Origin of the sequence: Zoogloea sp. (genome assembly GCF_028693495.1) — a bacterium.
Classification (GTDB): Bacteria; Pseudomonadota; Gammaproteobacteria; order Burkholderiales; family Rhodocyclaceae; genus Zoogloea.
In genome coordinates this window covers 1-20,797 of the sequence record NZ_JAQUVG010000062.1, presented here as the reverse complement: position 1 = coordinate 20,797, position 20,797 = coordinate 1, and the positions used below count along the sequence as shown (strand labels likewise).

Sequence of the window (20,797 nt, the reverse complement as noted above, 5' to 3'; positions counted from 1 at the left end):
CTCCTCTGCCGGCATCAAGTGCCTTTTGTCATCACCAGCCTCGGAAATCCGGAGGAGGTGGTCAAGGAGGTGCACGCCTATGGTGGCCTGGTGTTTTCCGATGTGATTCATGCCTATCACGCCCGCAAGGCTGCCGCTGCCGGGGTGGATGGCATCATCGCGGTGGCAGGTGGTGCGGGTGGTCACGCGGGCACCCAGAACCCTTTCAGCCTGGTGCGGGAGATCCGGGAGTTCTGGGATGGCATGCTGGTGCTGGGTGGGGCCATTTCCGACGGCCAGAGTGTGCGCGCCGCTGAGGTGCTGGGAGCCGATCTGGCCTATATGGGGACCCGTTTCATTGCCACCCGGGAGGCGCAAGCCCAGGAAGACTACAAGCAGATGATTTTGGCATCCGGTGCGGGAGACATCGTTTATACGGATGCGATTTCCGGTACCAATGCCAATTTCCTTTGGCCGAGCCTGGAAAAAGCGGGACATCGGCGGGAGGCACTGGTGCAGGGGGTTGGCAAGGGCAGGCTGAAGTCCCTGTCCGATGAGGCCAGGGCCTGGCGGGATGTCTGGAGCGCGGGGCATGGTGTGGCCACGATCCATGACGCACCGCCGGTGAAGGTCCTGTGCGATCGTCTCGTGGCGGAATACCGGGTGGCTTGCGGGTTGGCGGTCAGCCCGGCACTGCAGGGATGATTCCGGGCTGATCAGCCGGCGGGCGAGGGGTTCCGTCCGCGTTTGGCCCGGTACATCGCCTGGTCTGCGTGATGCAGCAGGCTGGTCGGGTCGCTGCCATGCTCGGGGTAGATGGCCAGGCCGATCGAGCAGCCCACCCGTACGTGGCGGTGGCCCAGGTTGATGGGCAGCGCAATGGTCTGCCCCAATTTGCCGATGATGGCGCCCAGGGTTGCTTCGTCTCCGATGCCCCTGATCAGCACTGCGAATTCGTCTCCCCCGTAGCGAGCGACCAGGTCGTCGCTGCGCAGCACCCGCCGGATCCGTCCGGCCACCGTCTTGAGTACGGTGTCGCCCGCCGGATGTCCGTGGCCGTCATTGATGCCCTTGAAGCCGTCCAGATCGATGAACAGCAGGGCCAGGCGGTCGGATACTTCCCGGGCGCCACTGACGGCAGCCCGGAGGTGACGTTCGAAGCGGTCCCGGTTGAGCAGGGAGGTCAGGCCGTCGTGGTTGGCCCGAAATTCGTTGCGGGTTGCCCGCTCATGGAATTCGGTCACATCCATCAGGGTGCCGATGAAACCGTTCAGATTTCCTTCGCTGTCCCGCACCGGACCGGCTTCGGCACGAATCCAGGCAAACCGGCCATCGGGATGGGTGTAGCGGAAGTCTTCGGCAAAGCGGGTGCCGGACTCTGCGGCCAGTCGCCAGGCGTCGGTGATGCGGTCCTTTTCAAGGCCGGACAGAAGATCGGTCCAGGGAATATCCGGCAGATGCAGCCGTAGGTGCCCGAGAATCTCTTCGCCCCGCTCATTGAGAAAGGTGAGGCGCCCCCGGAGATTGGCCTCGAACAAGCCCGCAGGGGCCAGGCGGGTCAGTTCCCGGAAGCGCATTTCGCTGCGTTGCAACTCGTCCTGGGCCTGGGAGAGACGTTGCAGGTCGTTGCGGAGCTGGCGGGCCTGATGTTTCAGAAGGGCTTCCCGGCGGACGGTTTCGGTCACGTCCCTGACCTGTAGCAGGCAATGACGCTGGTCGTCGATGACCATGGGGGTGATGTCGATGGATTGCTTGATCCGTTCGTTGCCGGGAGCTCCGGGAGGATAGAGGGGAAGCGGCAGCGGGTGGAGCGCATGGGACAGGCGGGCTGACCAGCCAAAATCGAGGGCCTCGCGCACGACGAGCGCCAAGCGTGGATCCAGGTTGCTGCCCAGGGATTCTTCAAGGGTCCTGCCTGTAACCTGGTGGCTCTCCAGCCTCACTCGTTCCGCGATCCAGTGATTCCATACCTGGATGCGGCCGTCATCGTCCAGCAAGATCAGTCCCAGATCGATGCTGTCGGGCAGGTAGTGGCAGCAGTCGGTCATGGAGATGGGGCCTCCTGGCCGGTGGGGAGCTGAAACAGCCGTGAAATTTCCGCCATGAAATTCTCGATGGAAGGGATATCCATGATGAACAGCACGAAGCCCCGCAGATTGTGCGCAGACATGCTCATGCTGATCCGTGCGACCAGGATCACGTCGCTGGAAGGCTTGTCGTTGAGCAGATCGCGGGGGCTGTGGGACTGGACCCGTGGAAGGGAGCCGCGGAGGCTTGTACCGAGCAGGTTGGCCAGGCAGCTCATGCAGCTGTTGATGATGATGTTGCCGATTTCGCCGAGGGCATCCTGTTCCAGCTCGGTGATATGTTCCACGGGCGTTTCATCACCCAGCATGCGGCGTACGATTTCCAGGCTACCGTATTCCGGGAAGAGCAGCAGGGCATCGGTCTGAAAGCCGACGTCTGCTTCGAAGTGCTGATTGATCCGGCACAGTCGGCCACTTTCTCCACCAGGCTGGGTATCTTCGAGGCGGATGATCAGTTCGTCCCGGCTGAGGAGTTCAATGGTCGGGACCGAGAGTTCGATCTCTTCCCTGACGATCGCGGCAAAGGTGGCCGCAGCTTCCCCCAGGGCGAGGTTGAAAGCCTCGCTGAGGGCGTCCATTTCAAGGTCGGTGAAGCGCCGCATCGAGTCAGTCCAGCAGCGCCAGGACGTCCTTGAGCACGGACTCGGTGACCGGTTTCCGGAAAAAACGGACACCCATTTCAGCCGCACGACGCTGGATGGATTCCTGGACGTTGGCTGTAAGGAGGGCCAGGCGGATGGTCGGGTTGGTGTTGGAGATCAGCTCCGCCAGTTCCAGTCCGGACATGCCAGGCATGTTCATGTCAAGAACGGCCAAGGCAGGGCTGACGGTTGCCAGCCGCTCGAGGGCTGAATCGCCATCACCCGCTTCGATGATCTCGAGTTCGGGGCGCAGATGGCGAAGGAGGGCGGCGCACAGCATGCGCGAAGCGCGGCTGTCGTCTACAAGCAAGAGGGTGGTGGCTGAAGGCATGATGAAATCATGACAATGGTGCAATTATTTTAACGTTTTGTCCTGTACAAACTATAGTTAAATTATGCACAAAGAATGTGTGCGGAGGAGGGGTTGTAGCGCTCTGTTACAAAGACTTCGAGTGGATCCCGAGGCCGGAATGGCGCCTTTCGAAGGGCTGCAGATGCTCTTTCACTCGACCGCAAGTCCTTGGTGGATATTGTCCGGAGGGCCACTGGTTGGGGCGATGTCGGCCTACGGGCTTACCCTTACCGGTGTGCCATCTGCTGCTCCGAGCCGGTAAGCTCCAGGCTCACCTTGAACCTGCTCTCACCTGCCCATGCAAGCCTCGCCTCCCCTGTCACCCCTCTTCCTGGTGAGCCGGATCTTCCTGCCGTTTGCCCTGGGGTACTATCTTTCCTACCTGTTGCGCACGGTCAATGCCGTGATCTCACCAGATCTGACCAGTGAGCTGGGCCTGAGTGCTGCTGACCTGGGTCTGCTGACCAGCACCTATTTTTTTGCCTTCGGGTTAGCCCAGATCCCGGTAGGAATCGCCCTTGACCGCTATGGCCCGCGGCGGGTGGAGGCTGTTCTGCTGCTGATTACTGCCCTGGGAAGCGTATTGTTCGCAACCGGTGACAGCCTGCCGACCCTGGCGAGTGCCCGTGGTTTGATCGGGCTGGGGGTGGCGGCCTGTTTGATGGCTGGTCTCAAGGGTTTCATCCTGTGGTTTCCCCGGGAAAAGATGGCCTCCATGACGGGCTTCATCATGGCGAGCGGTGCCTTGGGTGCAGTGACGGCTTCGGCACCCCTGGCGGCGGCGTTGCCCTTCCTGGGCTGGCGAGGTGCTTTCTGGCTGGTGGCAGCCCTGGCTGCAGGTGTCGCAGCGCTGATCTTCTTTGTCATGCCAGACAAGGAGGGGAGTCATGGCGGGGGCGATTTGCAGCACGCCCTGAAAGGCGTTAAGGAGGTGTTGGCGGCGGGCCGGTTCTGGAGTTTTTCGGGACAATCTGCCTTTTTCACCGGTGGCTTCATGGCCTTGCAGGGGCTGTGGGCAGTGCCGTGGCTGATGGAAGTAAATGGCTACAGCCGGGCGGGGGCCGCTGACCACTTGTTCTGGCTCAATCTGGGCATGCTGGCGGGGCAGTTGTCCATCGGCGCCTGGGCGACAAAGCTGGCGGCGAGGGGCATCACACCCCTCCGCCTGATGCAGGGCGGGTTGTTCCTGACCATGGTGGTGGAGGGGCTGATCATCGCCGAAGTGGGGCCGACGCTCCCCCTGTGGTGGGCGCTGGGCATCGTATCTGCAACCGGGGCCCAGATGTACGGGGTGGTAGCGGGCTTGTTTCCCCTGCACTTGAGCGGAAGGGTCACGACCAGCATCAACCTCATGGCCTTTGTGGGTGCTTTTGTGGTCCAGTGGGGCCTGGGCGGGCTACTGGATGGTCTCCGTGCCGGTGGAATGGATGGCGCGGCCTCTCTGCGGGTGGCGTTCCTGATCCTGTTGGGAGCCCAGGTCTGCAGCTTTGTCCCCTTGGCCCGGGCCGGGCGTTTTCAGCCCCACGCTTGAGGGGCCGTCAATCTGTCTCGCTCCCCGCCACGCTGAACTCCCCCCGGCTCAGCCTTGCCATGGCTGCAGCAAAGCTGGAGACTCCGCTTCCCTTGTAAAACAGGCATGGTTTGCCGACCCGTTTGCAGTGGGATTTCACGTGGTAGTAGGCGTTATGGCTGATCCGGTCGGTAGGGCAGACTACCGCATCTGCGCCGATGATCATTTCCGGCAGACGTGACAGAGATTCTTCCTGCCCACCATCGTGGTGGATCAGGTGGATGCCCAGGCGGGTGGCCAACTGCCGGTATTGGGCCAGAAGGGAAGTTCGTCCGCCCACGTAGAGTATGCACCGGGTGCTGAGTGCCGAGGGGCAGCCGGCACAATCATCAGGATTATCTCCAGGTTCGCAGGGCGGGGGAGCTTCCAGTGACTGAAACAGTTCTTCCAGTGCGTGCCGGTCGGCGACGGCTGCATCCCGTTCCGCCAGCAGCCGCTGGTTTTCATCCCGGATTTCGCGGAGCTGCCGTTCCTGTTCCTGGCTGCGGATGGAGATGGCTATAAGTTTTTCATGGGAAGCCTGAAGCGCCAGCAGGCGTTGTCCTGTCTCTATCATCACCTGGCCGGATTCGAAGCGTTGCAAGCGGTTTTCCAGCTGGCTGGCCCTGTGGATGGCAGCATCCTTTTCCGCGAGACCGGCTTCTGCTGCCACGAGCTGGCGCCGCAGGGCGGCGAGTTCCCGTTTCAGCCCCTCCTTGAGTTCAGCATTCTCCTTTTCTAGGTGGGTCAGCCGCCTGGTATCGGCAGCCTGACCTGCGCCTACCTGGTGGGACAGCATGTGAATGTCACGATAGGCCTGCTGGCGGGTGGCCGCCGACGCAGCCTTGTGGGTACAGACGGCCCAGAGGGGGCCGGCCACCTCACCCCGAGCGCAGGAGTCGGACCAGTGCTGGCGGATTTCGGCATCCAGCTTCAGCTTGCTGAAGCGGTCAATGGAAAGCTTGAACTTCTTTTCCAGATGGCGCTGAAGGGCTTCGGAAAATGGATTACGCTGCCGGACCAGACCCACGGCTTCCACGTGGACGGTGAAATCGTCATCCGTTGGACTGGCAAACTGGAAGCGTCGCGCAAACCGTTGAAGTTCATCGAGGCTGATGCAGGTCCCGATGATGGGGCAGTGCAGTTTGTCGTCCAGGTCCCAGATGCGAAGCCGCCGGGCCGGCCTAGGCCCACCTGGACCGGGCAGGCTGATGGTCACCAGGGCATCGGCGTATTCGCTGCGCAACAGGGACTGCAGATCGCCCGTTCCCTTGGGATCATAGGTGCCGCACATGCCCGCCCCCGTTGCCGTTCAGATCCAGTCGCTGGGCTGCCCGTTCGCAGAGATTTCGCAGTTCTCCATCCACGGCTGGACTGGCTGCCAGGCGGTCCAGCATGTCGGCGGCCCGGCGGGCTGCATGAGGGCAGCCGGTCTCGTCATAGCTGAGCAACTGGCTGAGTGCCCCCGCCCACAGGCTGGCAGGGATGGGAGAGATAGCGGGCCGAGGCTCGAGGATCGGGTTCATGGAATCATCCTGGTGGTCTCGCTTGAGAATGATTATCAATATATATCTATCGGCTTTAAAAATAAATGAGAACTATTACTTAAATTGATCTCAAGCAGTTTCCCAAGGCACGGCATCGGTCGATGCTGCGGGTCAGGACGATCACATCGTCTTCTGCCAGCTTGAGGCTGTGCAGCAGTGGCAGCCTGACACGGACAGCCGGGGCGTGCCCGGTCATGCCGGAGACGCCCCGTTGTGGGGAGGGGATGCTGACTTACTTGACGGCTGCAGGTGCAGCGGGGGTTGCCGGAGTTGCGGCTTCAGCGGTTTTCTCGGCCTTTTCCTTGCCAGCCTTCTTCACTTTGTCGGATTTGGGCTTGGCTTTCTCATGCACCCTGGCGGCTTTGTCGGCGGCCTCCGGGGCCTTGACTGCTTCAACCTTCTTCTCGACGGCAGCTGCAGCAGCCGGAGTGGCAGGGACTGCCGGGGTGACCTGGGCGAAGGAGGCGGAGGCGAAACCGGCGGTAAGGGTGAGGATGGCGATCTTATTCAGCATGCGTATGCTCCTTGAGAGGCTTGGGGTTGGGGCAAGACCTGATTGCCTGCCCTTGCGGAGATCAACGCGAGGTCGTGGGATCCGGTTGGCAGGGGAGATGTAAGCCTTTGTGGGTCTGTAACAAGGTGGTTACGGGTCAGACCTCGGCGGGGTCCACATCCAGATGCCAGCGGAGATCCTTCGGAGGGCGCAGGCTCCACAGGCGTTGGTGCCATTCGGTCAGGAAGCCCTGCAGGACAGGCCGGGAACCGGCTTCCACCAGCAGTTGGGCCCGTTCCCGTCGTGCCAGGCGCAGCATGCGCATGGGAACCGGGTCGAATACCTGTACGCCAAAAGCCTGGGCCAGAGGCACGGCCAACTCCCGGGCCGCCCTGAGCCAGTCGAGGGCTGCGGCCACTTCGCTGGCAGTGGCACACAGCAGTGCGTTGGCGGCGAAGGGGGGAAAGTGGGCCTGTTTCCGCTCTTCCAGCTGGATGCTGGCATAGCGGTTGAAGTCGTGACTCTCCAGGCATTTGTAGAGGGGGTGATCCGGGTACTGGGTCTGGACCATCACAGCTCCGGGCAGCTCGCCCCTGCCAGCCCGGCCACCCACCTGCATCAGTTGCTGAAACAGTCTTTCCGGTGCCCGGTAGTCGGCCGCGAACAGGGAGGAGTCGGCGTTGAGCACGCCGACAAAAGTCAATCGTGGAAAGTCGTGGCCTTTGGCCATCATCTGAGTGCCCACCAGGATGTCTGCTTCGCCCCGGCTGATCTGATCGAGGAGGGCATCCCACTGCCTGCGGGTACGTGCGGCGTCCCGGTCCACCCGCAGCACCCGGGCGTCGGGGAAGCGTTCGCCGAGGGTTTCCTCCAGGCGCTGGGTGCCCCGGCCGAAGGGCTGGATATCCTGGTCGCCGCAATCAGGGCACGCCAGGGGAATGCCCGCCTCGTAACTGCAGTGGTGGCAGCGCAGGCGTTTGTCAGCCAGATGCAGAACCATGTTGGCGGTGCAATGGGGGCAGCGGCTGACCCAACCGCAGGAAGGGCAGGACAGTACAGGCGCATAGCCCCGGCGATTGAGGAAGATCAGGCTTTGTTCCTGGCGCTTCAGGCGGGCTTCGATGGCGCGCAGGAGGTGTTCTGACAGACCGTTCTGGAGCTTTTCCCGCCGGATGTCCACGGGCCTGACCGTGGGCAGGGTTGCGGCAACGGCCCGGTTGCTCAGGTCCACCCGTTGATAACGACCGCTAGCTGCAGCGTGCCAGCTTTCCAGGGAGGGGGTGGCCGATCCCAGCACGATGGGGACGCTGCGCTGGCGGGCGCGCCAGATGGCCAGGTCGCGGGCGTTGTAGCGAACCCCTTCATGCTGCTTGTAGCTGGCGTCGTGCTCCTCGTCCACCACGATCAGCCCGAGGTGGGGGAGTGGCGTGAAGACCGACAGCCGTGTCCCGAGCACGATGTCTGCCCGTCCTTCCATGGCCTGGACGAAGCCCTGGGAGCGGGCGCCCTCAGCCAGTCCTGAGTGCAGGCTGACCACCCGGGCAGCGGGGAAGCGACCTGCTACGCGGCCTTCCAGCTGGGGGGTAAGGGCGATCTCGGGGACCAGGATGAGCGCTTGTCCTCCCGTGGCGATCACTCGCTGGACGAGACGCAGATAGACCTCGGTCTTGCCGGAGCCGGTGACACCGAACAGCAGGAAGGGTTGAAACTGCCCGAAGCGAGTGGAGAGGGCTGTGACGGCAGCCTCCTGTTCGGCGGTGAGGCCAGGGGCTCCAGCCATGGCTGCAGGATTGGTCGCTGCGCCTGGGGTGATCCAGCCCCGCCTGAGGGCATCGGTAACGGCGCTGCTGCCACCGGCTGCTTCGTTCAGAAGGGAGCGCCGGACAGGACCGCTGTTGGTCAGCTGGCGCAGCAAGGCAAGGGCGCGGCTTTCCCGTTTGCTGGCAGTCAGGGCAGCCTGGCCTTCGGCACTCAGGATGAGGAGGGGGTCGCTCTCGGTACCAGCAACCGGGTCGGCCCGGCGCAGGCGAGGGGGAAGGGCCATGGCGACCACCTCACCCAGGGGATGCTGATAGTAGCGGGCTGTGAAGTCCACCAGAGCCAGCCAGTCGGGGGGGAGAGCAGGGGCTTCCCGTTGGATTGCGATGACTGGCTTCAGGCGCTCGAGAGGGAATCCTTCGGGAAGATCGGAGATTTGGGGCAGGGCTACGATCAGTCCAGTCTTCTCTCCTCGTCCGAAAGGAACCCGAACGCATCGCCCCAGATCATCCGGGGACAGGCCTTCTGCCGTGTAATCAAAGGTCTGGGGCAGCGGGATGGGGAGCGCGACGCGGACAATCGAGGCTGTCATGGATGCGGTGGGCTGACTCGAAGCACAAAGGATGATCCATCAACAGTTTACGGTGTTTTGATGAGATCACGGCTTGTGCAGGGGGTGAAGCTCTTGGCGCTCCGAAGGGGGTTCTGTTGTCCACACAATCTGTGGATAACTTTGTGGAATAGTTGCTGGAAAGGTCGGCAGTGGAGCCTTGGAGCGGGGTTTTTCCTGCCCTGCCTATTTTTTGAGCGTTTTTTTAACTCAATAAAATCAATAGTTTGTTGATTCTTAAGCAGACGTCCTGGTATTTCGAAACAAAACTGAAACGCAACCTTGTCCTGTGTACAAGTCAAGCCCCGGCAGGAAAATTTTATGCTTGACGCAGACCTTCATCCAGACAACTGAAACTTCAAGGCGGGTCCATGGCCGGCCTTGAAGCAGGGTGCTGGGGGCGCTTTATCCCCGCTGTTGCTTGAGCGCCCGGCTGTGCTCGTGCACAGTGTTCACCAGGACTGTGACGTTCTCCGGGGGTGTGAACTGGGAGATGCCGTGCCCCAGGTTGAAGACGTGGCCGTTATGGGGACCAAAGGCATCAAGAACCTTCCGGGCCTCAGCGGCAACGGCTTCTGGCGTGCCGAACAGGACTGCGGGATCCAGGTTGCCCTGGAGTGCGACCCTGTGGCCCACCGCCTGACGGGCGGCTCCGATGTCCACCGTCCAGTCGAGGCCGACGGCATCGGTGCCGCTGTCGGCGATGTCGGCAAGCCACAGACCGCCCCCCTTGGTGAAGACGATGCAGGGGATTTTCTCTCCGTCCTTCTCGCGGGTCAGGCCGGCGATGATCCTGCGGATGTAGGCGAGGGAGAATTCCTTGTAGGCTCCGTGGGCCAGGACGCCACCCCAGGAGTCGAAGATCATCACGGCCTGGGCACCGGCTTCAATCTGGGCATTGAGGTAGGCAGTGACGGCCCGGGTGGTCACCTCCAGGATGTGATGCATCAGGTCCGGGCGGCTGTAGAGCAGTGCCTTGACCTTGCGGTAATCGTCGGAGCCGCCGCCTTCGACCATGTAGCAGGCAAGGGTCCAGGGACTGCCTGAAAAGCCGATCAGTGGAACGGAGTTATCAAGGGCCCGGCGGATTTCCCTGACGGCGTCCATGACGTAGCCGAGTTCGAGGTTGGGGTCGGGTACCGCCAGATTACGGATTTCCCATTCTTCCTTCAGGGGGCGCTCGAACTTGGGCCCTTCCCCTTCCGCGAAGTACAGGCCCAGGCCCATGGCGTCGGGTACGGTGAGGATGTCGGAAAACAGGATGGCCGCATCCAGGTTGTAACGGGCCAGGGGCTGCAGGGTGACTTCGCAGGCCAGGCCAGGACTTTTGCACAGGTCGAGGAAACTGCCTGCCCGTTTGCGGGTTTCCCGGTACTCGGGCAGATAGCGTCCGGCCTGACGCATCAGCCAGAGCGGGGTGTATTCAGTGGGCTGGCGCAGCAGGGCGCGCAGGAAGGTGTCGTTCTTCGGACGGCTCACAGGAAATCCTCGGCTGGGCCGCGCAGGGCGGCAAAGGCAGGATTATCCGACATTTGCCGCCCCGGGGTGGACGAGGCAGGGCAAGAAGGCTTATTTCTGCCAGAACTGGGGCGTGAAGATCACGGCCAGGGAGAGAACTTCCAGGCGTCCCAGCAGCATCGTGAAACTGCAAACCCAGGTCTGGAAGTCGGTCAGAGCCGAATAATTTCCGGAGGGGCCGACCTGACCCAGGCCAGGGCCCACGTTGGTGAAGCTGCCAACGATGGCGCTCAGGGAGCTGAGGAAGTCGAGCCCGCTGAACATCATCACGAAGGTCAGTCCCACCACGCTCATGAAATACAGGAAGATGAAGCCGAGCACGGCCATCACCACCTGGTTGGGAATGGGGTTGTTGCCCAGCTTGACCGGGTTGACCACAGCCGGGTGGATCAGTCGGGTCAGTTCCCGGTTAGCCTGCTTGGCGAGGATCAGGGTACGGATCATCTTGATGCCGCCACCAGTGGAGCCGGAGCAGGCAGTGATGTTGGCCAGGAAGAGCATCCAGAGGGGGGCGAAGATCGACCATTTTTCGTAATCCTGACTGGCGAAGCCGCAGGAGAGGCCGATGGAGACCACATTGAACGAGACGTGGCGGAGTGCCTCCAGGAGATTGTCGTAGGTACCGTCCAGCCAGAGGTCCAGGGTGAGGGCGACAATGGAGAGACCGATCAGCGTGAACATGCCCCGGGCTTCGACGTCCCGTAGATAGACCATCAGGCTGCGCCGCTGGACCGCCAGAAAATGGCTGGAGAAATTGATGGCGGCGATGATCATGAAAACCATCAGGATGATCTCGACCATGGGGTCGTCAAAGGCACTGATGCCCGCATCCCGTGTGGACAATCCTCCCAGGGACATGCCGGAAAAGGCATGGCAGATGGCGTCCAGCCAGCTCATGCCCGTCTGTTTGAGCAGCAGGGCGCAGAGCACGGTCAGGCTGACGTAAATCAGCCAGAGCGCCTTGGCTGTGTCGGTGATGCGCGCGGTGAGCTTGGAATCCTTCATGGGGCCGGGAATTTCGGCCTTGTAGAGTTGCATGCCACCGACCCCGAGCATGGGGAGAACGGCGACGGCCAGCACCAGGATGCCCATCCCTCCCAGCCAGTTGAGCTCATGACGCCAGAGGTTGATGGCCGGTGGTGCATTGTCCAGATCGGTCATCACCGTGGCGCCGGTGGTGGTGAGAGCCGACATGGCTTCGAAGAAAGCGTCAGTGAAGCTCATGGTGTCGTACACCAGGAGCAGGGGCAGCGTGGCGATGGTGGCGATCAGCACCCACACTGTGGACACCAGCAGGAAGCCATCCCTTGGCTTCAGCTCCCGGTAGTGGGTACGGGTCATTCCGTACAGGAAGAAGCCCAACCCCAGGGAGACGACCATGGCTGCGACGAACTCGTGGATGGTGCCATCGTCGTAGATGAGGGCCGCCACGATGGGCATCAGGTAAGCCAGGCTAAAGATCGACAGCAGTCGGCCCAGTACGTTGGCGACGGGCAACAAGCCGTCCATCAGAAGAACCCCCAGCCAACCTGGAACAGCTTTTCGACCTTACTGACCAATTTTTTGTTGGTGCAGAAAACGATCACGTGGTCTTCGGCCCGGATCACCGTGTCATGGTGGGCAATGATCACTTCGTGAATGGGCACCTCGTAGGGAATCAGCTCCCGGTATTCGGTACGGCTGTGCCCGGTGGGGCGGACAATCGCGGCGATGGTGGTGCCCTCGGGTAGATCGATTTCTTCGATTTTGCGGCCGATCACCTTGCAGTGCTTGGCATCTCCGTGGGCCACCACCTCCAGGGCTTCGGCAGCGCCACGACGCAGGCTGTGAACGGCGGCCACATCTCCGCGGCGAACCCGGGCCAGCAACTGGCCGATGGAGGTCTGGGCAGGGGAGATGGCGATATCGATGTGCCCCCCCTGGACCAGATCCACGTAGGAGCGTCGGTTGATCAGGGCCAGGGTGCGGCGGGCGCCCATCTGTTTGGCCAGGGAGGCAGACATGATGTTGTCTTCTTCGTCGTTGGTCAGGGCGAGGAACATGTCGGTGCCTTCGATACCCTCGGTTTCCAGAAGGGCTTCGTCCGTGCCGTCACCACGCAGCACCAGCGCGTGCTCCAGCTTGCCGGCCAGGAATTCGGCCCGGTTCCTGTTCTGCTCGATCAGCTTGACCTTGACGCTGCCCTCGATGGCCTTGGCCAGGCGGTAGCCGATGTTTCCTCCCCCTGCGATGATGACCCGCCGGATGGGCTGGTCCATCCGACGCAGTTCACTCATCACCTTGCGGATGTGGGTGGTGGCTGCGATCAGGAAGACCTCGTCGCCACTCTCGATGACCGTGTCCCCCGTTGGTGCGATGGGCTGTTCGCGGCGGAAGATTGCGGCAACCCGGGCTTCGACATTGGGCAGGCGCTGAGGCATGGTCTTGAGGGGCTTGCCCACCAGCAGGCCACCGTCGAAAGCCTTGACGGCAATCATCGTGACCATCCCCATGGCGAACTCCAGCACCTGCAGCGCTTCCGGAAATTCGATCAGTTTCGAGATGTACTCGGTAACAATCTGTTCGGGGCAGATTGAGTGGTCCACCGCGAAGTTGTTTTCGTTAAGGAGTTCCGGGTGGTCAGCGTAGTCGGCGGAGCGCAGACGGGCAATGCGGGTCGGGACATTGAACAGGGTCTTGGCGGTCTTGCAGGCGCACAGGTTGGTCTGATCCGACTGGGTGACCGCGATCAGCAGGTCAGCATCCGGGGCGCCGGCCGCTTCAAGGATGGAGGGTGACGCGGCATTGCCGGTAACAACCCGCAGATCCAGGCGTTCCTGCAGGGTGTACAGGTTCTCCACATCGTTATCCACCACGGTGATGTCATTGGATTCGGACAGCAGGCTTTCCGCGACCGAGGTGCCCACCTGTCCGGCACCGAGAATGATGATCTTCAAGGGGGTCCCCCGGGACGTCAGGGCTGGCTGTCGTCGTGCTTGCGTCCGACGCTGATACCCAGCTGTTTGAGTTTGCGATACAGGTGGGTACGCTCCAGACCGGTTTTTTCAGCCAGTCGTGTCATGTTGCCCCCGTCCATCTGCAGGTGATGTTCGAAGTACATCCGCTCGAAAATCTCGCGTGCTTCCCGCAGGGGCAGATCCAGAGGCAGGCCTACGGCTGCGGGAGGAATTTTCACCAGCAGGTGGGCAACGTCGTCCAGACCGATCTCTTCTTCCAGGGTGCCCAGAGCCAGCGACTTGATCGTGGCTTTCAGCTCACCGTAGCCCCCCGCCCAGTTCTGGTTGCGCAGGGCGTTGAGTGCAGCAGAGGAGAGTTTCCGCTGGGGTACCTCGCCGGCTTCGACGAAGTGCAGCAGGATCTGGCTTGCAATTTCGGGGATCTCGTCGCGGATTTCGCCCAGGGAGGGAGGGGCCAGGGAGACTTCGAAGAGACGGGTGAGAACACGCTCATCCCAGCCCTGGGTGATCAGTTCTTCAGGACGGTGTTCGGTGGCTACCACCAGGGACTGGCCGTGGCGTTCCAGGCGGTCCATGGCAAAGACCAGATTTTTTTGCTGGGGGCGGGACAGATAAATGAGCTCGGGTACGAATAGCAGGCCGTTACGGGCACCTTCCAGAGTGCTGAGCTCCAGGGGTTGGGCGGACAGGGATAGATCCAGCCACGGGCTCCCCACCCGCTGGAGGGTGCGGGCACATAATTCGGCGAGACTTCCCGGCCCGACACGCAGCAGAATGCTGCGAGATTTGTCGGCCATCTGCTCGAGCCGCTTGCGCAGATCGCGCAGGGGGGCTGAGCGGGCGAAGGCTCCCAGTCCCAGAGGGCTCGGGGCATGGGTTGGCTTGATCCGGGCCAGGCCGCGTTTGACGGCGGACAGCAATTTTTGCAGGGCGATGGGTTTTTCGAGAAATTCCAGGGCACCGATCCGGGTGGCTTCCACGGCGGTGTCGATGGTGCCATGGCCTGACATCATCACCACGGGCATGGTCAGCTGGCCGTTTGCAGACCATTCCTTGAGCAGACTGACTCCATCGGTGTCGGGCATCCAGATGTCGAGCAGCACCAGATCGGGGCGGGCCGCGTTACGGGCAGCCCGCGCCGCGGTCGCATTTTCGGCAAGAATGATGTCGTGACCTTCATCCCGAAGGATTTCGGAGAGGAGTTCGCGGATGCCGACTTCGTCGTCAACGATGAGGATTTTAGCCATGAAGCGGGGACTCTGAATGGGGAGCGCTACGCAGGCGGATGCGGATTTCCGCTCCTCCTGCTTCACGGTTGGCGAGGCGGATCTCGCCTTCGTGTTCGTCAATGATTTTTTTTACGATGGCCAGCCCGAGACCGGTACCACGGGTTTTGGTCGTCACATAAGGCTCGAAGGCCCGGGACAAGATCTCGGGCGGAAAGCCAGGTCCGTTGTCGCGAAGCACCAAGTCTACCCGGCGGGCATCGCTCCGGGTCAACAGGGTGATTTCTGGATGATCCTGGTCGCCGGCTGCGTCTTCAGCATTCTGCAGCAGGTTGTGTATCACCTGGCGGATCTGGGTCGGGTCAGCCTGGATCAAGGGAAGGTCGGTGGCCAGTTCGGCGTGAACCATGATTCTGGAGCTCTCGTAGAGGCCGAGGACATCCCGTACCAAGGCATTCAGGTCCACATCCGCCATGCTGGGTGCAGGCAGGCGGGCATAATCACGGAAGGCATTGACCAGATTTTTCATGGCCTCCACCTGATTCACGATGGTGTTGGTGGAGCGCTCAAGCATCTCCCGGCCCTCCTGGTCCAGGCGGTCGGCCAGCTTGAACTGCAGACGTTCGGCTGAGAGCTGGATAGGCGTCAGGGGATTCTTGATTTCGTGGGCCAGGCGGCGGGCCACTTCGGCCCAGGCGGCAGTGCGCTGAGCTGCGATCAGGTGGGTGATGTCGTCGAAGACCACCACCCAGCCGCCTCCGGTATCGCTGGGCAGGCGTGTGCCGTGGAGGAGCAGGGTCTGGGTGCTGCCATCCGGATTGGAAAACTCGATCTGCCGATGCCAGTCTGGCTCGTTGCCATTAAAGCCTTCCAGGAGGGCGTCCCGAAAGGCATGGTGTTCCTGCCATTCGTCCAGACGCTGCCGTTCGTAGCCATCCAGGGGATCGTTCAGGACTGTGATGGCGCCGTGATTGGCGGCACGCAGGTGACCGTCCGGCGAGAAAGCCAGAACACCGGCCGACAGATTGGCCAGCACGCCTTCCAGGTAAGCACGGTTGCGCTCGACCGCGGCACGGTTGGCGTCCGCCTGGGCCCGGGCGTCTTCCAGCTGGCGGGTCATCTGGTTGAAAGACTGGGTCAGTATCCCCAGTTCGTCCCGGGCAGGCAGCGCCTGGCGAGGGGAGAAATCGCCCGCAGCCACGGCCTGGGTCCCCTCCGCCAGGATGAAGAGGGGGGCTGCCAGGCGCCGGGTCAGAACGAAGGCGATGGCCACGGCAGAGAACAGGGCCAGCAGCAGGGTCAGGGTGAGTGTCAGGGTATAGATGCGTTTCAGGCCATTGCGGGCGATGGACAGTTCCTGATAGTCCCGATGCACGGTTTCCACGCTTTCGGTATGCATGGCAAAGGAACGGGGAACTTCCTGAATCAATTGCAGGAGCTGGGGCTCGCCAAGGCGACGGGCGGGAATGGGTACGATGACCCGCAGCATCAGACCCTCTGCCGCATGCCCTTCAATGCTGCGGTAGCCGTGGGCCTGGTGGCGGGCCTCCTTCAGCTGGGTTGCGTCAGGCTGTTCGGGGAGTAGCTTGTCCAGCTGGGTGTCGGCAGTGGCCACCAGTTTCCCGTTTGCAGTGAAGACGCTAGCGGATTCAGCCCCAGCCTGTTCCCGCAGTTGGTCCAGCAGGGGAGAGCGTATCTGCGGAGCCGTTTCCAGTTCCTGAGCGGCCCGTTCGGCCTTGAGGGCGAGTTGGTCCAGCAGCATGTCGAGGGCGGTACGGCCCAGCTGTAGCCCGCTTTCGAGGGCAGTGTCTACCCGCACATTGAACCAGGACTCGATACTCTTGACCGCGAACTGCAAGGATACGGCGTACACCAGAACACCCGGCACCACGGCCATTGCGGCAAAAATGGTCATCAGGCGCAGTTTGAGACGAGAGCCAAAGCGGCGGGCCTGGTACTCCTGCCACAGGCTGCGCAACTGGACGAATACCAGGCTGGCCAGTCCGATGGTGATGGCTCCATTGAGTACCAGGAGCAAGGTGTAGTTGCGGGCAAACAGGGGGGTATTCGCACTGGCTGTGGCCAGCAGGAACAGCAGGATTCCCGCGGCTGCGGCAGCAACCACAATGGCAGTCGGTCTCATTTGATTTCCCGTCCAGCCACAAAGGTCCACCGGTACCACTCGGAGGACAGATTCCAGTCCTTGCGCCCAAAGGCGCTGACCTGGAGTGGCTTGGGTAGTTCACCCACGTCTAGCCGGAAGCGTAGTGCTGCGTTGTAGCTGCGCCCCATGCGGAGTGTGTTGCGATCGGTGATTCCCCAGTTCCGGATGCGCAGCATCGTGCGCAGAGCGTCCTCCAGGCTGGGGAAAGTCTGATGGAGAGCACCTGAGGTCAGACGGTACTGCCGGGTCAGGGAGTGGTAGGAGAGGCGATAGGTCAGTAGCTTGCTGACGACTTCTTCGTCCAGCCAGTACCACCGGGACGCGCTCAGTTCGAACTCGGTGACGAAGTACAGGGAGACGCCGCGGCTGACTGCGTCGGCCAGCAGGGGCGTGAGTTCCGCAACCACATCTGCGTTCAGGATGTACAGGTCATCGCTGGCGTAGATCGAGACATTACGGATTTCCGCCTCTGCAGCTCTGACCCCAGAGGATCGGCCCAGTCCGGCGAGGATGGCCAGGGAAAAGGCACTTCTCAGAAACTGGCGGCGCTCAGGCGGTTTTTTCAAGCAGGGCGTAGAAGAATCCGTCATGGTCGGCGCAGGGTAGGTACTGGCAGTCGAACTGACCTCCGATGGGCTCGCGCCGGCAGTCAGCGTGGCGCGTGGCGAACCGGGCCATCTGGTCCTGGTTCTCTTCAGCAAATACCGAGCAAGTCGCGTAAAGCATTTTGCCACCCGGTGCGAGGGTCTGCCACAGGGCATCGATGATCTCGGCCTGAAGGGTCACGAAACGGGTGATGTCTTCGGAGCGGCGCAGCCATTTGATGTCCGGGTTGCGGCGGACGACACCGGAGGCGGAGCAGGGAACATCGGCGAGAATCCGGTCGAAGGGGCGGCCATCCCACCAGCGGTCCAGATTGCGGCAGTCGGCCACCTTGACCTGAGCAGTGAGACCCAGACGCTCCAGGTTTTCAGTGATGCGGCGGCTGCGATGGACCTCGCTATCCAGGGCGATCAGGTCCACGTCAGCGCTCTCGAGAATATGAGCTGTCTTGCCTCCGGGGGCTGCACAGGCATCCAGAACGTGCTGGCCATCATCGAGATCCAGGTAGCGGGCTGCATGCTGGGCCCCGGCATCCTGGACACTGATGCAGCCTTCGGCAAAGCCAGGGATCCGCGTTACGGGTAGCGGTCGATCCAGCAGGAGCGTTCCTGGCGCCAGGCGACGCACGGCCAGCCCTGCCGTAGCGAAATCATCCAGCGCTTCGGCTTCGCTGCTCCGCAGGAGATTGATCCGGAGAGCCATAGGAGGGTGGGTGTTGCCAGCCTGCAGGATGCCGCGCCAGTCCTCCGGATACTGCTTGCGCAGGCGGCGAATCCACCAGGGAGGATGTCGGAACTCGGCAACCATATCCGTATCGGCAGCCTGCTCAAGCGCGACGCTCTGGCGCAGGGCGTTGCGCAGGACGCCATTGACCACTCCCTTGAAGTTGCCTCCAAGCACGGTTGCCGCGGCGGTCACTGCCTGATCAACGACGGTGTGAGCCGTATCCGGACGGGCATTCAAGCGATGGAGTGCAACCCGGAGAAGAGACTGGACGGGTTCCGGTAGTGGTTTTTGAAGCAGCTTTCCGAGGATGAAATCCTGTCGGCCATAGTCGCGCAGGGTGCTGTAAGAGAGATCCAGAATTGCGCCGCGGGTCGCTGCGGAGGTGTTTGGCCAGGTGACCCACAGACGGGCAAGGCCGTCGGTCAAGGTGCCGCCATCCACCACTTCGGCGATCAACTCGGCGCTGACAAGAAGGGCATGGGCAAGGCTGTCCTCGGGAAGGGCGCCAGGAGGAGCGTGCAGAAAATTCATAGGTGAGGGGTAAGGGCAACTCTTATCTAGTTGGATGAGATCTATGCAGAAAAATGAACGGACAGAGTCTAGTCGCTGTGGTTTTCAAGTTTTACGTTTCCGGTAGCGTGCTTCCCGTTGCGCAAAATCCTGATCTTGCGTGCCGTTCGGAGTTGCAGCAGCCAGGAGTCACCATCGAACGGAATGAGTACGAGCTGCATCAGGGGCTCCCTTAAAGCGCAGGCACTCGCCGGCGCAATGGCCTGCCTTTCGTTAAAAGGGGAAGCCGGGGCTAGAGCGGCATTATCCCATGGTTGGCAAGCACCTGTTCGGAGGAGGGGATTGCCGGCCCGGCCCGACAAGGTGAATGTTCCTGGACCGGGGAGTGAAATATGTTCCACGTGAAACACTCCCCTGAATGCGAAGCGTCATTGGGGAGGCATGTGGTGATAGGGTCTGCCTAAGCCTGAACGCTGTTTCACGTGAAACAACAGAACAAGCTTCGGTCAAGAACGCCTAGATTTGTCAGCCTCCCTTGGCACCCTCAATGCTGATCCGACTGGCCGACTGATTCCAGGACCGGGCATTTCTGGTTCCGTGGGATGAATCCGGACCCGTGCTTATCGGGGCTTCGCTGAATCAGCGCACGGTGGAGTGTGCATGACCGGCGGCTCCGATCTTGAGCAGAACAGGGCTCCCGATTGCGCACTCAGTCAGCGCTCTATGTCAGACGACACATTCATGCACTCCCCCCCTGATACATGCCATGAGGAGTCATCAGGACAGTCATAAGTGAACATTGGCAGCAGAGGATCGTGTCCCGGGATGTGGTGTGAGAAACGTCAGCAGAAGCAGTCAGCGGGTCATCGCATCTCCGGTATGGCAGGAGCACATGTCAGGCTGCGACCACAGGCAGGCTGACGTTGGATGGTCACCAACTTCGGCGAGCCCTTCCAGCGTCATGTAACGCCGCTGCAGTGCCCATTCGTCGTTCTGCTCGAGCAGCCAGGCGCCCACGAGACGATAGATTGAAGCCTCGTTCGGGGAGCGCTCGCGCAACTGGTCCGCGACCGTGCGCCATTGGTCGCGGGCTGCGCGCTCGGTGGTTTGGGCAAAGATTGTTGCTACTAGGGCGGAGACGACATGGCGTTGCCCGGCCGGCGCGTGCACGAGCACATGGCGCATGAAGAGTACCCGACAGCGCTGCCAGTTGGTCGAGATCACCTTGCGCACGGCGGCTTTGAGCCCCTCGTGGGCATCGGAGATCACCCGTTTGACGCCGTGCGGTCCGCGTCGCGTGAGACTACGCAGGAACTCCGTCCAGAACGGTTCGGCCTCGGAGGCGCCGACCTGTATGCCCAGCATTTCGCGTCGTTTGTCGGTGTTCGCACCTATGGCGATTATGGTGGCCACCGAGACGATCCAGCCAGCCTCGCGTACCTTCAGGTAGGTGGCTTCGCGCCGAAGGCGTGCCTTCCAACTGATGCCGCGGTGCTATGAGTTTGGCGCTTCCTCATCACAGCAACTGCACCGTATCTGAATGGGGCGTGGTCTTTGGCGATGTGATTACCGCCACTTCCATCCTCGACCCATGCTCCAACTGCCCCTGCATCAACCGTTCATCAACCCGCGTAGTAGGGGGCAGTTCCCTGCGTCGCTTGAGTCGTCGAAGCCAGAGTTGATAAAGCAACGAAAAAAAGCCCGGCAAGCCGGGCAACGGGTGTCTTTGGGAAAGGCTGGCAGGTGTTGGAGATCTATTTCTTGATCTGATTGCCGATCACGCCACCAACGGCGGCACCTCCGACGGTTCCCGAGGTACTGCCGCCTGTCAGAACCGACCCTGCAACGCCACCAATGGCTGCGCCGATGGCAGTGTTCTTTTGCTGGGCATTCATGTTGGCACACCCGGAGAAGGTGAGGGCGGCCGTCAGGGCAATAAGGGGGATGGTCTGTCAGACGACACATTAAATTGACCCCCTGGCGACAGGAAGAATTGACCCCCTGAACGCACACCAGGAGGCGTCATGAAGGAAGCAAGAGAGCAGCATCCGGGCCTGCGAGTCAGCAGGAGAGAGCG

Annotated in this window: 17 protein-coding genes and 1 pseudogene; 2 read left to right on the top strand and 16 right to left on the bottom strand. The window is 61.7% G+C overall.

Annotated elements, in window-relative coordinates; translation table 11 throughout:
* Positions 1 to 684: nitronate monooxygenase (locus PHD22_RS11130; protein WP_299866474.1), on the top strand; the 684-nt coding region annotated here is incomplete at its 5' end.
* An 11-nt stretch (positions 685 to 695) separates the two neighbouring features.
* On the opposite strand, the gene PHD22_RS11125 is transcribed toward PHD22_RS11130, so the two are convergent.
* From PHD22_RS11125 to PHD22_RS11115, 3 genes are read right to left on the bottom strand one after another with little or no spacing between them, the layout of a single operon-like run.
* The gene (locus PHD22_RS11125; protein ID WP_299866471.1) at positions 696 to 2,027 is read right to left on the bottom strand and encodes a GGDEF domain-containing protein; all 1,332 of its coding nucleotides are present in this window, start codon (positions 2,025 to 2,027) and stop codon (positions 696 to 698) included.
* Entirely contained in the window at positions 2,024 to 2,668 is a 645-nt protein-coding gene (locus tag PHD22_RS11120) for a hypothetical protein (protein WP_299866469.1), read from the bottom strand. The genes PHD22_RS11125 and PHD22_RS11120 overlap by 4 nt, the downstream gene beginning before the upstream one ends.
* A 4-nt stretch (positions 2,669 to 2,672) precedes the next feature.
* The gene (locus tag PHD22_RS11115) at positions 2,673 to 3,038 is read right to left on the bottom strand and encodes a response regulator (RefSeq protein ID WP_299866466.1); all 366 of its coding nucleotides are present in this window, start codon (positions 3,036 to 3,038) and stop codon (positions 2,673 to 2,675) included.
* A 319-nt stretch (positions 3,039 to 3,357) separates the two neighbouring features.
* Between PHD22_RS11115 and PHD22_RS11110 the strand changes: the two genes are divergently transcribed.
* On the top strand, positions 3,358 to 4,590 hold the full coding sequence (locus PHD22_RS11110; protein ID WP_299866463.1) for an MFS transporter: 1,233 nt from the start codon (positions 3,358 to 3,360) through the stop codon (positions 4,588 to 4,590).
* Between the two features lie 7 nt (positions 4,591 to 4,597).
* Here the strand turns inward: PHD22_RS11110 and PHD22_RS11105 are convergent, their stop codons facing one another.
* The 13 genes and pseudogenes from PHD22_RS11105 to PHD22_RS11045 form a co-directional block, all read right to left on the bottom strand.
* Entirely contained in the window at positions 4,598 to 5,902 is a 1,305-nt protein-coding gene (locus PHD22_RS11105; RefSeq protein ID WP_299866460.1) for a DUF2325 domain-containing protein, read from the bottom strand.
* Positions 5,886 to 6,134, bottom strand: coding sequence for a hypothetical protein (locus PHD22_RS11100; protein ID WP_299866457.1), 249 nt, complete (start codon positions 6,132 to 6,134; stop codon positions 5,886 to 5,888). The genes PHD22_RS11105 and PHD22_RS11100 overlap by 17 nt, the downstream gene beginning before the upstream one ends.
* Before the next feature lie 253 nt (positions 6,135 to 6,387).
* Positions 6,388 to 6,669, bottom strand: coding sequence for an amine oxidase (locus tag PHD22_RS11095; RefSeq protein ID WP_299866454.1), 282 nt, complete (start codon positions 6,667 to 6,669; stop codon positions 6,388 to 6,390).
* A 136-nt stretch (positions 6,670 to 6,805) separates the two neighbouring features.
* Positions 6,806 to 8,998: a primosomal protein N' gene (locus PHD22_RS11090; protein WP_299866451.1), complete on the bottom strand. Its 2,193-nt coding sequence runs from the start codon at positions 8,996 to 8,998 to the stop codon at positions 6,806 to 6,808.
* Positions 8,999 to 9,421: 423 nt separating this feature from the next.
* Positions 9,422 to 10,495: a uroporphyrinogen decarboxylase gene (gene hemE, locus PHD22_RS11085; protein ID WP_299866448.1), complete on the bottom strand. Its 1,074-nt coding sequence runs from the start codon at positions 10,493 to 10,495 to the stop codon at positions 9,422 to 9,424.
* Between the two features lie 90 nt (positions 10,496 to 10,585).
* Positions 10,586 to 12,043 carry a potassium transporter TrkG gene (locus tag PHD22_RS11080; protein WP_299866445.1) on the bottom strand — a complete coding sequence of 486 codons (1,458 nt, stop codon included), beginning with the start codon at positions 12,041 to 12,043 and terminating at the stop codon, positions 10,586 to 10,588.
* Positions 12,043 to 13,470, bottom strand: coding sequence for a Trk system potassium transporter TrkA (gene trkA, locus PHD22_RS11075; protein ID WP_299866442.1), 1,428 nt, complete (start codon positions 13,468 to 13,470; stop codon positions 12,043 to 12,045). Before trkA ends, PHD22_RS11080 begins: the two co-directional genes overlap by 1 nt.
* Before the next feature lie 17 nt (positions 13,471 to 13,487).
* Positions 13,488 to 14,738, bottom strand: coding sequence for a response regulator (locus PHD22_RS11070; RefSeq protein ID WP_299866439.1), 1,251 nt, complete (start codon positions 14,736 to 14,738; stop codon positions 13,488 to 13,490).
* The gene (locus tag PHD22_RS11065) at positions 14,731 to 16,860 is read right to left on the bottom strand and encodes an ATP-binding protein (protein ID WP_299866436.1); all 2,130 of its coding nucleotides are present in this window, start codon (positions 16,858 to 16,860) and stop codon (positions 14,731 to 14,733) included. The genes PHD22_RS11070 and PHD22_RS11065 overlap by 8 nt, the downstream gene beginning before the upstream one ends.
* Positions 16,857 to 17,447: a DUF4390 domain-containing protein gene (locus tag PHD22_RS11060; protein ID WP_299866433.1), complete on the bottom strand. Its 591-nt coding sequence runs from the start codon at positions 17,445 to 17,447 to the stop codon at positions 16,857 to 16,859. Before PHD22_RS11060 ends, PHD22_RS11065 begins: the two co-directional genes overlap by 4 nt.
* Positions 17,431 to 18,741 (bottom strand): 16S rRNA (cytosine(967)-C(5))-methyltransferase RsmB, encoded by a 1,311-nt coding sequence (gene rsmB / locus PHD22_RS11055; protein WP_299866430.1) that lies wholly within the window; start codon positions 18,739 to 18,741, stop codon positions 17,431 to 17,433. Before rsmB ends, PHD22_RS11060 begins: the two co-directional genes overlap by 17 nt.
* A gap of 874 nt (positions 18,742 to 19,615) precedes the next feature.
* A pseudogene (locus tag PHD22_RS11050) lies at positions 19,616 to 20,178 on the bottom strand (transposase); the annotation flags it as partial.
* Positions 20,179 to 20,474: 296 nt separating this feature from the next.
* Positions 20,475 to 20,615 carry a glycine zipper 2TM domain-containing protein gene (locus PHD22_RS11045; protein WP_366520725.1) on the bottom strand — a complete coding sequence of 47 codons (141 nt, stop codon included), beginning with the start codon at positions 20,613 to 20,615 and terminating at the stop codon, positions 20,475 to 20,477.
* Positions 20,616 to 20,797 lie beyond the last annotated feature (182 nt).

Bases quoted from the DNA above. Each gene is read 5' to 3' on its own strand.
- PHD22_RS11045 (WP_366520725.1), bottom strand. From the start codon at position 20,615: ATGAATGCCCAGCAAAAGAACACTGCCATCGGCGCAGCCATTGGTGGC.
- PHD22_RS11100 (WP_299866457.1), bottom strand. From the start codon at position 6,134: ATGAACCCGATCCTCGAGCCTCGGCCCGCTATCTCTCCCATCCCTGCC.
- PHD22_RS11110 (WP_299866463.1), top strand. From the start codon at position 3,358: ATGCAAGCCTCGCCTCCCCTGTCACCCCTCTTCCTGGTGAGCCGGATC.
- PHD22_RS11065 (WP_299866436.1), bottom strand. From the start codon at position 16,860: ATGAGACCGACTGCCATTGTGGTTGCTGCCGCAGCCGCGGGAATCCTG.
- PHD22_RS11115 (WP_299866466.1), bottom strand. From the start codon at position 3,038: ATGCCTTCAGCCACCACCCTCTTGCTTGTAGACGACAGCCGCGCTTCG.
- PHD22_RS11090 (WP_299866451.1), bottom strand. From the start codon at position 8,998: ATGACAGCCTCGATTGTCCGCGTCGCGCTCCCCATCCCGCTGCCCCAG.
- PHD22_RS11120 (WP_299866469.1), bottom strand. From the start codon at position 2,668: ATGCGGCGCTTCACCGACCTTGAAATGGACGCCCTCAGCGAGGCTTTC.
- PHD22_RS11070 (WP_299866439.1), bottom strand. From the start codon at position 14,738: ATGGCTAAAATCCTCATCGTTGACGACGAAGTCGGCATCCGCGAACTC.
- PHD22_RS11125 (WP_299866471.1), bottom strand. From the start codon at position 2,027: ATGACCGACTGCTGCCACTACCTGCCCGACAGCATCGATCTGGGACTG.
- rsmB (WP_299866430.1), bottom strand. From the start codon at position 18,741: ATGAATTTTCTGCACGCTCCTCCTGGCGCCCTTCCCGAGGACAGCCTT.
- PHD22_RS11095 (WP_299866454.1), bottom strand. From the start codon at position 6,669: ATGCTGAATAAGATCGCCATCCTCACCCTTACCGCCGGTTTCGCCTCC.
- PHD22_RS11080 (WP_299866445.1), bottom strand. From the start codon at position 12,043: ATGGACGGCTTGTTGCCCGTCGCCAACGTACTGGGCCGACTGCTGTCG.
- PHD22_RS11105 (WP_299866460.1), bottom strand. From the start codon at position 5,902: ATGTGCGGCACCTATGATCCCAAGGGAACGGGCGATCTGCAGTCCCTG.